15 protein-coding genes and 2 tRNA genes are annotated in these 14,211 nt (G+C 29.8%); 14 read left to right on the forward strand and 3 right to left on the reverse strand.

Annotated elements, in window-relative coordinates:
• The first annotated feature begins 9 nt into the window (after positions 1-9).
• On the forward strand, positions 10-2,262 hold the full coding sequence (gene pnp, locus MC061_RS00870) for a polyribonucleotide nucleotidyltransferase (RefSeq protein ID WP_259536105.1): 2,253 nt from the start codon (positions 10-12) through the stop codon (positions 2,260-2,262).
• An 18-nt stretch (positions 2,263-2,280) separates the two neighbouring features.
• Here pnp and rpe read toward each other — a convergent pair whose 3' ends face one another.
• On the reverse strand, positions 2,281-2,958 hold the full coding sequence (gene rpe, locus MC061_RS00875) for a ribulose-phosphate 3-epimerase (protein WP_259536106.1): 678 nt from the start codon (positions 2,956-2,958) through the stop codon (positions 2,281-2,283).
• 186 nt (positions 2,959-3,144) lie between these two features.
• Between rpe and MC061_RS00880 the strand changes: the two genes are divergently transcribed.
• The 6 genes from MC061_RS00880 to mdh all read left to right on the forward strand — a co-directional run bounded on the left by MC061_RS00880 (position 3,145) and on the right by mdh (position 6,291).
• Positions 3,145-3,218: transfer RNA gene (locus tag MC061_RS00880), tRNA-Arg, on the forward strand.
• 272 nt (positions 3,219-3,490) lie between these two features.
• Entirely contained in the window at positions 3,491-3,859 is a 369-nt protein-coding gene (locus tag MC061_RS00885; protein ID WP_259536107.1) for an HIT domain-containing protein, read from the forward strand.
• A 24-nt stretch (positions 3,860-3,883) separates the two neighbouring features.
• On the forward strand, positions 3,884-4,234 hold the full coding sequence (ndhC, locus tag MC061_RS00890) for an NADH-quinone oxidoreductase subunit A (RefSeq protein WP_259536108.1): 351 nt from the start codon (positions 3,884-3,886) through the stop codon (positions 4,232-4,234).
• Positions 4,235-4,237: 3 nt separating this feature from the next.
• Positions 4,238-4,771 carry a NuoB/complex I 20 kDa subunit family protein gene (locus MC061_RS00895; protein WP_259536109.1) on the forward strand — a complete coding sequence of 178 codons (534 nt, stop codon included), beginning with the start codon at positions 4,238-4,240 and terminating at the stop codon, positions 4,769-4,771.
• A complete protein-coding gene (locus MC061_RS00900) occupies positions 4,764-5,354 on the forward strand; it encodes an NADH-quinone oxidoreductase subunit C (RefSeq protein ID WP_259536110.1) in 591 nt (196 codons plus the stop codon). Before MC061_RS00895 ends, MC061_RS00900 begins: the two co-directional genes overlap by 8 nt.
• Positions 5,341-6,291 carry a malate dehydrogenase gene (gene mdh / locus MC061_RS00905; RefSeq protein ID WP_259536111.1) on the forward strand — a complete coding sequence of 317 codons (951 nt, stop codon included), beginning with the start codon at positions 5,341-5,343 and terminating at the stop codon, positions 6,289-6,291. The genes MC061_RS00900 and mdh overlap by 14 nt, the downstream gene beginning before the upstream one ends.
• A gap of 13 nt (positions 6,292-6,304) precedes the next feature.
• Here mdh and MC061_RS00910 read toward each other — a convergent pair whose 3' ends face one another.
• Complete coding sequence (locus tag MC061_RS00910) at positions 6,305-7,093, reverse strand: TatD family hydrolase (protein ID WP_259536113.1); 789 nt, start codon at positions 7,091-7,093, stop codon at positions 6,305-6,307.
• Between the two features lie 334 nt (positions 7,094-7,427).
• Here MC061_RS00910 and rsfS point away from each other — a divergent pair, with 334 nt between their 5' ends.
• The 6 genes from rsfS to fabF all read left to right on the forward strand — a co-directional run bounded on the left by rsfS (position 7,428) and on the right by fabF (position 12,651).
• Positions 7,428-7,745, forward strand: a complete 318-nt coding sequence (gene rsfS / locus MC061_RS00915; protein ID WP_259536115.1) for a ribosome silencing factor — start codon at positions 7,428-7,430, stop codon at positions 7,743-7,745.
• A gap of 63 nt (positions 7,746-7,808) precedes the next feature.
• Positions 7,809-9,065: a tyrosine--tRNA ligase gene (gene tyrS, locus MC061_RS00920; protein WP_259536116.1), complete on the forward strand. Its 1,257-nt coding sequence runs from the start codon at positions 7,809-7,811 to the stop codon at positions 9,063-9,065.
• Between the two features lie 247 nt (positions 9,066-9,312).
• The gene (gene ruvA / locus MC061_RS00925) at positions 9,313-9,891 is read left to right on the forward strand and encodes a Holliday junction branch migration protein RuvA (protein ID WP_259536118.1); all 579 of its coding nucleotides are present in this window, start codon (positions 9,313-9,315) and stop codon (positions 9,889-9,891) included.
• The gene (ruvB, locus tag MC061_RS00930) at positions 9,882-10,868 is read left to right on the forward strand and encodes a Holliday junction branch migration DNA helicase RuvB (protein ID WP_259536120.1); all 987 of its coding nucleotides are present in this window, start codon (positions 9,882-9,884) and stop codon (positions 10,866-10,868) included. The genes ruvA and ruvB overlap by 10 nt, the downstream gene beginning before the upstream one ends.
• A gap of 239 nt (positions 10,869-11,107) precedes the next feature.
• Positions 11,108-11,374 (forward strand): acyl carrier protein, encoded by a 267-nt coding sequence (gene acpP, locus MC061_RS00935; protein WP_259536121.1) that lies wholly within the window; start codon positions 11,108-11,110, stop codon positions 11,372-11,374.
• 5 nt (positions 11,375-11,379) lie between these two features.
• Positions 11,380-12,651: a beta-ketoacyl-ACP synthase II gene (gene fabF / locus MC061_RS00940; RefSeq protein ID WP_259536122.1), complete on the forward strand. Its 1,272-nt coding sequence runs from the start codon at positions 11,380-11,382 to the stop codon at positions 12,649-12,651.
• A 114-nt stretch (positions 12,652-12,765) separates the two neighbouring features.
• Here fabF and MC061_RS00945 read toward each other — a convergent pair.
• Positions 12,766-12,839 (reverse strand) — tRNA-Met (locus MC061_RS00945).
• Positions 12,840-13,051: 212 nt separating this feature from the next.
• On the opposite strand from MC061_RS00945, the gene MC061_RS00950 reads away from it, so the two are divergent.
• A complete protein-coding gene (locus tag MC061_RS00950) occupies positions 13,052-13,894 on the forward strand; it encodes a TrbG/VirB9 family P-type conjugative transfer protein (RefSeq protein WP_410543435.1) in 843 nt (280 codons plus the stop codon).
• Positions 13,895-14,211 lie beyond the last annotated feature (317 nt).

Here is a 14,211-nt window from a genome sequence, read left to right on the forward strand (position 1 = left end):
GCATATAATATGTTTAAAATCATCAAAAAATCTATCGAATGGGGTAATAACACATTAACTTTAGAAACTGGAAAAATAGCAAGATATGCAGATAGTGCAATAGTTGTAAGTTATGGCAATACATCAATATTAGTAACAATTGTCAGTAAAAAGAGAGAAGAAACCGTAGATTTCTTACCTCTCACTGTGCAGTTTATTGCAAAAAGCTACGCAGTAGGTAAAATTCCTGGTGGATTTTTTAAAAGAGAAGGTAAGCCTTCTGAAAGAGAGACTTTAATTTCAAGATTAGTTGATAGAAGTATTAGACCTCTCTTTCCAGAGGGTTTCTATCGTGATATTAGTGTAATTTGCCACTTACTGACTTATGATTCAGTGACTCCTCCTGAAGTACCAGCATTAATTGGTACTATGGCAGCTATTGCAATTTCCGGACTTCCTGTTCGCGATGTAATAGCTGGTGTAGCAGTCGGACGTAATATGGATCGTAATTATATACTGAATCCTTCTGTACAAGAATTAAAAATAAGTGACTTAGAGTTATTTTTATCTGGTGATGAACATTCCGTATATATGATTGAATCAGAATCTCAAGAATTATCTGAAGAAATACTAATTGATGCAATTAAATTTGGGCATCAACAGATTAAATCTATTACTAAATTTATCATAGAATTTGCTAGTCAAGTAAAAAATAAATCAGATCATTACTCTACTCCTAGTATATTAGAGATAGATCAATATGTAGAAAAATATAATGCAGACTTTGAAGCAGCATATTATTCAAATTTAAATAAATATGAGCGTCTCAATATGTTAGAAGAAATTAGAAATAACATATTAAATATCCTTAATAACAAACTTAAAGATGATAAGTTGGTAAAATATGCGTCAAGATGCATTGAAAGATCTGCAATACGTCAACTTATTAAAAGAAAGGGCATGAGAATAGATGGGCGTCAATATAATGAAATACGACAGATAGAAATTGAAATTAATACTTTATCTAGTACTCACGGCTCTGCACTTTTTACTAGGGGTCATACCCAAGCATTAGTGATCACTACTCTTGGCACTACACAAGATGAACAGATTATAGATGATATCGAAGGTGATAGACGTGAGCATTTTATGCTACATTATAATTTCCCTGCATTTGCAGTAGGAGAAATTTCTACTCCACGTGCTCCTGGAAGAAGAGAGATTGGACATGGTAAACTAGCATGGAAAGCAATAAATCCTATTTTACCTGATAAATCTCAATTTCCTTATACTATAAGAGTAGTATCAGAGATACTAGAATCTGATGGCTCATCTTCTATGGCTACAGTATGTGGTACTTCTCTTGCACTTATGGATACAGGTGTACCAATAAAAGCACCTGTTTCTGGTATTGCAATGGGTTTGATAAAAGATCAAGAAGGATATATTATTCTCTCTGATATATTAGGTGATGAAGATTATCTAGGGGATATGGATTGTAAGGTAGCAGGTACGCATACAGGGATTACAGTAATTCAAATGGATACAAAAAGTACTGGTATTAACTGCGAAATTATCAGTCAAGTATTAGAGCAAGCACGAGATGGTAGATTACATATTTTAACAAAAATGAATTCAGTAATTTCAGAACATAGCTCAAATATAAAAGATCATGCACCAAAGATGATAGTATTTTATATAGATAAAGAGAAAATAGCTTCTGCTATTGGATCTAAAGGCAAAAATATTCGCAGTATATGTGAAAAAAGTAACACAAAAATTGAAATAGGAGATGATGGTAAAGTATCTATTTTTGCTGTAAGCAGTATAGCGGCTGAAACTGCAAAAGATTTGATGTTGATTTCAACAACAGACATAGAACAAGGTTCTATAGTAGAAGCCAAAGTAATAAAAATAGATAAATCTATTGTTGAACTTGAACTTATCAATGGAAGAAGAGGAAAAATGCATATTAGTGAGGTAGCAAATCAGCACATAGATTCTATAGAAAGTATTTTAAAACAGAGTGATACTTTTAAAGCATTAGTCATTGATTTTGAAAAAGGAGGATGTCCAAAACTCTCCAGACGTAGAGTGAATCAAGAAACGGGAGAGTTTTTTGCAGGTGAACTCTATAATGTAGATAGAAAAAATCACCTTTCTGATAATAATGATAATAATTATCGTTCTAGATCTAATAGGACGCGTGCTAATTTTAGTAGTAAAAATAATAGAACAAAATCATCTAGTAGCGATAATTCTTCATCATCAGGATTTTACTAAAATGATTGGCGAAAATGATCAAATATAAGAACAGCAATCTTTAAAATCATTTACGGTCTTAATAATATCTTGAGAGAGGAATATTGCAGATCCTATGACTAAAGTATCTGCTCCTGCCTTGATAATATCTCTCGCATTAGTAAGATTAATACCACCATCTACTGCAATTTGTGTGTTGAGACCGTAATATTGTATCATTTTTCTGATATTAGTTATTTTATGTAAGTGCGAAGAAATGATTTTCTGTCCACTAAAGCCTGGATTAACAGACATGATCAGTATAACATCTAGTTCATGTATTATATACTCTAAGACGCTAGGTGGAGTAGAAGGAACAATTGATACTCCTACCTGAATTCTTTTATTATTAATTTTATATGCTTTGATTGTTTGAATCACTCTTTCAAGATGGATCTCTGCTTCTGCATGTATAGTGATAATATCAGATCCAGCATATACAAAGCTTTCGATATAATGACTAGGAGATTTAATCATTAAGTGTACATCAAAAGGTAGATGACTATATTTTCGAATTGAAGATATCACATTTGGTCCAATTGTAATATTGGGCACAAAATGACCATCCATCACATCTATATGTATATAATCTATATTCAGAGTACTAATTTTTTTTATTTCTTCTCCTAATTTTGCAAAGTCTGCTGAGAGTATAGAGAGAGAGATTTTAACATTCATTTACTACCTATAAATGGAATATATAATTAATAGAAATATTGTATACTATTAATATCTCGCATTATCAATATCTGTATCTCTTTAAAATAAAAATACTGATAAAAATAACAGTAATATTAAGTATTATTCATCATATAATAAAAAACCTTGACTTTACAGATTTGAAGAATCATTTATATATTTTGGGTGCCCGTAGCTCAGCTGGATAGAGCAACAGCCTTCTAAGCTGTAAGTCGTAGGTTCAAATCCTACCGGGCACACTTATGTATTACGCTTATAGAGAGTTTTTCTACATACTAACACAAATTCTTTCTACTGAAATACTGAATTATCATTATATTATTACAAAAGTACTAGGATGTTGTTATATACTATCATTCAAGATCGTTATCATTCATTAACAATCATCATTGATCTATATTATAAAAATATAAATATAAAAAACATAAACTTCTGTTGGACGCACTATCTGTATCATGATATATATACAACATAACAGGACGGTAAGAGATAGAGGAGAATACCATATAATATGAATAACATTCTCTATGATACTAGTAATATCTTTTTTCAAATCTTGAAAGGAAACCTACCCTGTAGAAATATTTATGAAGATGAGTTTGTCTTGGGTTTTTATGATAAGTATCCTGATGCACCAATACATATTTTGGCCATACCAAAAAATCAATATATTTCTTATGATGATTTTATTGTAAAAGCTGAATCAGTAGAAATAATCAATTTTTTTAAAGCTGTCAGAATAATCACTCGCGCGTTTAATTTGGATAAAACAGGATATAGATTAGTAACAAATCATGGTCATCATGGAGAACAAGTTGTACCGCATTTTCATATACATATTTTGGGTGGTAAAAAATTAGGAAAACATGTTAATATATAACTTATTTTATACATTTTTTATTATATGACAGAATATCTTGCTATCATTATTTACATTTGTATTGCAATCATAATATCTGTCACTTTATGTGTTTTACCTATATTGCTCGTTAGAAATAAGCCAAGTTTTGATAAACAATCTACATATGAATGTGGATTTAATACTTTATCCAGTGCAAGAAAAAACTTCGATATTAAGTTCTATTTAGTATCAATATTATTTATTATCTTTGATATTGAGATTATTTTTCTTTTTCCTTGGGCTATTTCTCTATCTAAGATACACTATACTGGATTTTGGTCTATGATAGTATTTCTTGCTATATTGACTATAGGCTTTATCTATGAATGGTGTAAAGGAGCATTAACATGGTAGGGAATGAATATTAAACTTAACGATAAGTTGTCAAATCAAGAAGACTATGGAAATTACAAAAAAGACGGCTTTCTTTTTTGTAAGTTTGGTCATTTAACAGATTATATTATAAAATGGGCAAGAGCTGGTTCACTCTGGCCTATGACTTTTGGCCTTGCATGTTGTGCAGTAGAAATGATGCACACTGCTTCTAGTCGTTATGATTTGGATCGATATGGTATTATGTTTCGAGCAAGTCCAAGACAAGCAGATGTAATGATTGTTGCAGGTACATTGACTAATAAAATGGCTGCTGCATTACGTAAAGTATATGATCAAATGGCAGAGCCAAAATATGTGATCTCTATGGGTAGCTGTGCAAATGGTGGTGGTTATTATCATTATTCCTATTCAGTAGTACGTGGATGTGATAGAATTGTTCCAGTTGATATATATATTCCTGGTTGTCCTCCTACTGCTGAAGCATTATTACATGGTCTGTTATGTCTACAAAATAAAATAAAATGTTCTAATACTATAGGTACTTTCCATGCATAGTATGGTACATTATATACAAAAAAACACTAGATGTACTTGTATACACTCGTATGATAGTACTATTGTCATGTATTCATTATTGAGTGATCTAAAAACACACTTACTATTTTTACGAGATGATCAAAACTGTAGATATGAAGTACTCATTGATATTTTTGGAGTTGATTATCCAAATAGAGATCAACGTTTTGAAATAATATATAATTTACTCAGTATTGTACATAACATGAGGATACATGTAAAATGTAAATTATATGAAGGGGAATTACCTATCAGCATAGGTACTATATTTAGCACAGCATCTTGGTTTGAGAGAGAGATTTTTGATATGTATGGAATAGCATTCTCAGAACATAAAGATCTTAGAAGAATTCTCACGGACTATGGTTTTCATGGCAATCCAATGTTGAAGGATTTTCCTATAACTGGTACTCAAGAAGTAATATATAATGAAGAAAAAAGAAAAGTTGTATATCAAGCTATAGACTTACCACAAGATTTTCGTAGATTCGACACTCTATCTCCTTGGGAAGGGCAAGTACATAACATAAATATAGAGGAGAAAAAAAGTGACAATATATAAAAAAAAAATATCTATCATAGGTGCAGGCAATATAGGTGGCACTCTAGCATATCTGATTATGTTAAAGAATCTTGGAGATGTGATTTTACTTGATATTAGAGAAAACATAGCGCAAGGTAAAGCGCTTGACATATCAGAGACAGCACCTATTGAGAGATTTTATAATAACATTATTGGTACAAAACATTATAAAGAAATAGAAAACTCTGATGTCATAATTATCACCGCTGGCATTACTAGACAGTCTAATATGAATAGAGAAGATCTTATCAAAATAAATATTAAAGTAATACAGGAAGTTAGCATCAATATTAAAAAATACTCGCCAAATGCATTTATAATAGTAGTTACTAATCCTTTAGATGTCATGGTCTCAGCAGTACATAAATATGCACAGATTCCAGACAATATGATTGTCGGAATGGCTGGAGTGCTTGATTCTGCACGTTTTCGCTATTTTCTTGCAATTGCACTCAAGATGTCTGTTGCAGATATTTGTGCATTTGTACTTGGAGGCCATAATGATACTATGGTACCTCTCATCAGATATACATCTATTGCTGGTATTCCTCTTACTCATATGCTTCAAATAGGGCTTATTACTCAAAATCAAATAGATGAAATAATACATCGTACTCGTAATGGAGGAAAAGAAATCATAGATTTTCTGCAAAATGGCTCTGCGTATTTTGCTCCTACATCTTCTATTATATCTATCTTACAATCATTCTTATATAATGAAAGACGCATATTGCCATGTGCAGCTTATCTAAATGGTGAATATGGGATCACAGGATTATTTATAGGTGTGCCTACTATTATTGGTAATAATGGCATTGAAAGGATTATAGAAGTTCAAATGAATGATAGTGAATATATCATGTTTAATAAATCTATAAATTCTGTGAAGAATTTAATGAGTTTAATAGATCTTTAAAGAAGAGGGAGTGTCATGAGTTTTTTTGAACCATTACATTATTAAATAATCTAAAGAAATTATTAGTTGTAATATCTGCAACATTCCAAAATGATTCCGACCATAATTCTGATATACATTCTATAATATATTTGAGCATATATGGCTCATTCTTTTGTCTTCTATAGGGATGAGGTGTCAGATAAGGGGTATCAGTTTCAATTAATACACGTTCACGAGGTATTAGTTTGAAAATTTGTCTTAATATACTAGCGTTTTTAAACGTAATAATACCAGAAAACGAAATATATAATCCTAAATCTAATAATTGATAAGCAAGTTTCTTAGAAGATGTAAAAGAATGTATCAACCCACTAAATTCACCTTTATGCATTTCTGATTGCAATATTTTAATAGTGCTTTCATCTGCATTTCTAGTATGAATCACTAATGGTAAGTGCGATACTCGTGCTGCTTCTATATGAGATAAGAAACTTTTTTCTTGATTATCTTTATTATTCGATTTTAAAAAATCTAATCCTGTTTCACCTATACTAATAACTTGTTGTATTTTACTAAGTTGTATTAGCTCACTATGTTGTATACAAATACCTTCTTCTATAGAAGAATCAAGTGGATGAATACCAATAGAAAAAAATACTTGCTTATATAATGAAGAGATATCTACTAATCTAGGTATATCATCAAGCTTGACGCATATATTATGTAAAATCTTTATATCAGCTTGTGAAGCTCTCAATATGATATTTGAGATTTCACTATCAGAAAAATCAGTTAAATGACAATGACTATCTATTATCATACAATTTTTTTTGTAGATTGATTTTTTTAAAAAATAAAAACTTCTATGATCAAATCATAGAAAAACTCTATGAGTATGCTATTCCATATCATGGATATACTTTGTCACAACAAATGAATGTTTTGATTACACATCATGATAATGATACATTATATAATAAGAAAATCATATTATTATTAATATAATCATCAGAGAATCCGAGAATTCTGTTACATATTATAGTATATATTTGTTGTTAAAATTCATTATATAATGAATCAAGTATATACTGAAATGTATACACAGTATATACTTTTAGTATATTATAAAAAGACTCTTCACAGAATATAAAAAAATGCTTATTGAAATAAGAGACATCATAAGAGCTATTGAAACTATAATATCTCAAAATCAAGGGTATGATATAGTCAGTTTTGAAGTCACGCATAAAACTATTATTGCTCAATTTATGATTATTGCATCTGGTAATTCAATACGACATGTACAAGCTTTATCTGAATATATTATCACATATCTCAAGCAATATAGTAAAATAGAAGTTGAAGGTATAAATGGAGGGCATTGGATTGTCATGCATTCTCTAGATATTATGATTCATATTTTTAGATCAGAAGTACGAGACTTTTATAGAATAGAGGAACTATATTCTTAGAAATGTTATAATATAATTTTTTTTGAATATAATCATTATCAATATACACTTAAGATATATATTATGCATAAAAATTCTGAGTTTTTAAACTTTTTACAAGAACGAGGATATCTATATCAGTGTACAAATCTTCATGGATTAAATAAATTATTACTGAACAATGAGTATATCATCTCTTATATTGGTTTTGATTGTACTGCTAGAAGTCTACATATAGGTAGCTTAATTCAGATTATGATCTTACGACATCTTCAGAAATTAGGTCATAAACCTATAGTGGTATTAGGAGGTTGTACAACAAGAATAGGCGATCCTTCTTTTAGAATAAAAAAAAGAAGTATCTTGTCTATAGAAGAGATGCAAAAAAATATATCTAATATTAAAATGATATTAGAGAATATATTATCATGTCATCATGAGCACAAAGTAGAGACATTAATAATAAATAATGCAGACTGGTTAGATAAAATCAAATACATAGATTTTCTCTTAAAAATCGGTGCTCATTTTTCAATAAAACGTATGTTAGGTTTTGAGAGTATGAAAACTAGGCTTGATGTGCAACATAACCTAAGTTTTTTGGAATTTAATTATATGATATTACAAGCCTATGATTTTATTGAATTAAATAAACGATATGGATGCCGCGTACAGATCGGTGGATCAGATCAATGGGGAAATATTATTAACGGTATTGAATTAGGAAAAAAATTAAACCTACCTGAACTATTTGGAATCACTACTCCATTATTATTGAACTCTCAAGGATGTAAAATGGGAAAAACTGCAGGTGGTGCAATATGGCTAGATAGTAATATGTTATCTCCTAATCATTACTGGCAATATTTTCGTAATATTGATGATCAGCAAGTAGGTTATTTTTTAAAACTATTTACCGATTTACCTCTTAATGAAATTAAGAAGTTAGAAACCTTAAAAAGTCATGAAATTAATGAAGCAAAAAAGATTTTAGCAACAGAGGTCACAAAAATCTGTCATGGAGATAAAGCATCAGAACATGCTTTATATCATGCAGTACATACTTTTGAAAAGCAAGAAGATATTTTATTGCCTACATTTGAAATCAATATGATGCAAGCATTGCATGGACAATTATTGATTGATTTATTGTATATTACAGGACTCACTTCTTCAAAAACATCTGCAAAGAGAGTAATAGAGAATCATGGATGTAAAGTTAATGACATCACCATCACTGATATTAAATATGTAATACATTTTAAATGCTTTAAAAAACAAAAAAGTATCAAATTATCTGTAGGAAAAAAAAATCATATTATAGTTGTTATTATCCAATAAATTATTTTCAAATATAAATAATAAAATATTGAGAAAGTATAATTGATTTAATAGGTTAAAAAACTCTTTTTACAAGATAAAGAAAAACTAAATTGTACATGTGAAGTTTATTGAACCAGTTGATATATATGCATAGTATCTTTAACTATAGATATTTTTAAGAAAAATCATTATCTGCTCTTGTCATTAATTGACATAAGGGAATAAAATTTTTTAAACTGTATTTTTATATTATAATATCAAATGAATGATAGATAATCTGAAAGGAATAGTTGAAGCAGTATATAATAATCATATCATATTAAATGTTCATGATATTGGATATATAATACACTTTTCAGAAAAGACCTTAAAAAAATGTGAGACGGGTACGTCTCTAACATGTCTTATTGAGGTGTATATAAATAATAGAGATCATATGACGCAACTTTATGGATTTATTTCTCAAGAGGAACGACAATGTTTGCGTTTACTTGTCACAGTTAATGGTGTGAGTTATAAGACTGCAATGTCAATTTTAAGTACATTAACTCCAAATCAGTTATTTACAGCAATTAGTATAGATAATAAAGCAGCATTAAAAATACATGGATTAGGTACAAAACTGATAAATAGAATTATGATTGATTTACGTGATAAGATATATAAATTAAAAATACAGTATCCTTTCTGTAGCGCAGTGCATGAAGATGCAGTGTCAGCATTAATTAATCTTGGATATGATAAAACACAGGCTTTTCATATTATTGCACAATATGATTCTCACTTAGATACTAAAGAGATGATTCGTATGGCACTCAAGGAGCTCTCAATATTATGCAATTAACCTCCTGTAAAATAATATCATCTGAAGATTTAAGACATATTCAGCTAAGACCTGATTATCTTGATGATTTTGTAGGACAGGGAGAATTGATAAATAACTTACAAGTCTTTATCAGTGCCGCTAGGTCAAGAAATGAAGCATTAGATCACGTATTATTATGTGGTCCACCTGGATTAGGTAAAACTACTTTAGCGCATATCCTTTCTAAGGAACTAAGGGTTAGTTTTCGTACAACTTCTGGACCATTGTTAAATAAAGCTGGAGATTTAGCTGCAATCCTCACTTCTTTAAATGAAAAGGATGTATTATTTATTGATGAGATCCATCGATTAAATCATTGTATTGAAGAAATATTATATCCTGCAATGGAAGATTTTTGTTTAGATGTATTAGTAGGTGGAGGTCCATCAACTCGCACTCTGAGAATAGATTTACCGCCATTTACATTAATTGGTGCAACAACAAGAATAGGTTTATTATCTCATCCTCTTAGAGAGCGTTTTGGCATACCTATATATCTTGAATTTTATTCTTGTGAGGAATTAATAAAGATTATTAAAAGAGGTGCAACTTCTCTCTCTATTACAATTCATGATTCTGCTGCACAAGAAATTGCACTCCGTGCACGTGGTACTCCCAGATTGGCATTAAGATTACTCAGAAGAGTAAGAGATTTTGTTGAAGTGAAAGATCAGAGTATACAAATTATGTATGAGAGTGTGCAATATGCACTCTCGCAATTAGGCATAAATAAAATAGGACTTACTACACTTGATATACGATATCTTAAATTTCTATTTAATACCTCAAGACCTGTAGGAATAGAGACTCTCTCAATAGCATTATCTGAAGATGTGAGAAATATTGAAGATACAATAGAACCGTATTTAATAAAAATAAGCTTTATACATCGCTCATCTAGAGGTCGTATTTTAACTAATCAAGCACAAGAGTATTTAAAATCATTATTTGCATAACAATATCCTATTATATTTAGTAATAAAATATTGAACAATTGATTACTTAAATCTTGTATTCATATCTCAGAATGTAGTATATATCTTGATTCTAAGATTTAGTCTCAAAATAGATTAAGATCTGATTACATAAGTGGTTTATAGTGAAATACAAATATTATAATCATCTATGATATGATAAAAATATTGCAAACACAAAAATTTTTTATAACATCATAGAATAGATTTTTTGGTATCAAATGAACGATATACTGCAAAACAATATAAAAAACGATATAGAAACAAAAATAGAGAAAATTGTATTAGAACATATTAATACAGATATAAATAAATTTAATGGTGATTCAAAACTTTCAGATCATGGAGCAGATAGCTTAGATGCAGTTGAAATTATAATGGCATCAGAGGAAGAATTTGGTATAGAAATTCCTGATGAAGATGCACAAAAAATGGAAACTATGAATCAAATAATTAGATATATCAGTGATAAAAAATCTAATATTTAGCCTCAATGCTGAGAAGAATAGTAATTACTGGTGTTGGTTTAATTACTCCACTTGCATCTGACGTCTCTAATACTTGGTCAAGATTAATAAAAGGTGAATCTGGTATCAGAGCTATTGATGTAGATAGATTTGATACTTCCGATCTACCTTGCAAAGTTGCAGGACAGATTATTCCTCAATCTTATAACAATATATATTCTTTTAATCCTTTGGAGTATATGTGTGAAAAAGAATTACATAGAACAGATCGTTTTATTCATTATGGTATTGCTGCGGCTATTCAAGCAATCAATGATTCCTGTATTTTAGAAAATCAAAATATCAATCGAGAACGTATAGGTGTAGCTATCGGTTCTGGTATAGGTGGTCTACCTATGATTCAGAAGAGTATTATTACTATGCAAGAAAAAGGTCCAAGAAGGGTAAGTCCTTTTTTTGTACCTTCAAGTTTAATTAATGTTATTTCTGGACATATTGCTATTAAATATGAATTTACAGGCCCAAATGAGTCAGTCGTGACTGCATGCTCTACTGGTGCTCATGCAATTATAAATTCCGCAAGAGCCATCAAAATGTATGAGAGTGATATCATGATTACAGGTGGAACAGAAAGTGCACTCTGTAGAATGGGAATTGCAGGTTTTGCATCTATGAAAGCGCTCTCAACTAGTTTTAATAGTATCCCAGAAGCATCTTCAAGACCATGGGATAACAAACGTGATGGATTTGTAATGGGTGAAGGAGCGGGCATTCTTGTTTTAGAAGCATATGAAAGCGCAAAAAAAAGAGGAGCAAAAATATATGCAGAATTAGTAGGATATGGAGTGACAGGAGATGCATATCATATTACAGCACCTCATCCAGAAGGTAGAGGTGCATTTCAAGCAATGCATCTCGCAATACAAAACGCAAAAATTGATCCAGAACAAATTGGATATATTAATGCTCATGGTACATCAACGATTCTTGGAGATAAAGTAGAAGTAATTGCAATAAAAAAGTTATTTGGAGATTATGCTTATAATATTCCTATTTCTTCAACTAAATCTTCTATTGGACATCTACTTGGTGCAGCAGGTAGTGTAGAAGCTATTTTTGTAATACTTGCTTTAAATAGTGGGATTATTCCCCCAACTTTAAATCTTGATCACCCATCAGAAGACTGTGATTTAAATTTTGTACCTTTGAAAGCACAAGAACATAACATGAGATATGTACTTTCTAATTCATTTGGTTTTGGTGGCACAAATGCTTCACTCATATTTGCACAAGTATAGTCATCGCTACATCTTTATCTTCAAAACTCTATCTATATTAACATATGAAGTACATACATATTGATTTTCACATATCACTAAACAGTATATCGGGCTAAAATATGAACAAATGGGTTGCGGGGGTAGGATTTGAACCTACGACCTTCAGGTTATGAGCCTGACGAGCTACCGAGCTGCTCCACCCCGCTAAAATTAAAAAGTTAAGATATCAGTATAGATCTATAATAATAAAAAATCAAAGAATAAAATGTCATCTAAAAGATTTTTATAATATTTAAAAATATATTTACATTAGAATCTCTAAATATATTATGATACATCAATACTATTTAATAGATTCAATATATGCAATATAACAAATATAAAAATATTATGATATCTTTTTAAGAATGTATAGAACATGCAAATTAATAAAGACTATAATTTTATGTTACATATTATAATTTATTTATTCTATTTTTGTAGTTATGCAACTTTTGCACAACAGGAAGCACGATCAATAGATACAAATCATCATATCAAAATAATAAATTACAAAGCTCAATCTATACATAAATATGTAGGGTTTTACGGTTATCAATCTAGTATGTTATTTGAACAAGGAGAAATAATAGATACTATTTCGATGGGAGATTCAACTGGTTGGCAACTAATTCCACAAGGTAATAGATTATTTCTCAAACCTATAGATGATTTTGCAAATACGAATGCAACTATCATTACAAATAAAAGAGTATATCATTTTGAGTTATATGCTGAAAATGCATCTGGATTAGATGATGCTAGACTAGCATACGAAGTAAGATTTATATATCCTGTCTGTCATAATGCTTCAAGTGATATTATATATAATAATATACTGAATCAAAGTACTGAAAAGACTGTGATTCCAGATATTTATAATCCTAAGATTATTGAGCAAGGATTAAATTTTAATTACTATATTTCTCATACTAAAGGCAGTCATGCGATTATACCAATTAAAATCTTTGATGATGGAATATTTACATATCTTCAGTTTCATAATATTCACTCTGAATTTCCTGCAGTGTTCATGAAAGATCACGAAAATAATGAATCTTTAGTCAATTTTCGTACAATTGATAATTACTTAGTAATTGAAAGAATTGCTGACTTTTTCATATTAAGACATGGTTCCAGAGTAGTATTAATATTTAACAATGGAGATCAATCTTATAAAACATATAATACTATACCTATAATGCGTGAAAAACATAAATAATGAGAGATTTAGGGGTATATTAATAATGAAATGCTCTTATATTTATAGACTCACACTTGTGTAATATGAATACTAAGATTAGTATCTGACTTAAAAGCTCTAAAGTAGAGAGATCTATATGACATACTTATATCAGTGATATTATTTGATATGATTCAATAATGTGAGCAATATTCATGTATTGATGTTGTGCGATAGCTCTGTATAATTACCAGCAAGAGAATGGAGTTCTTATACAAATCATCAAATCTTTCATACTCTCTAACTATAGTCTAGTAAGAATATGTTATACATGTGCATTCGTTATACTAATGTAG

The organism is Wolbachia endosymbiont of Howardula sp. (assembly GCF_025021925.1).
GTDB lineage: Bacteria > Pseudomonadota > Alphaproteobacteria > Rickettsiales > Anaplasmataceae > Wolbachia.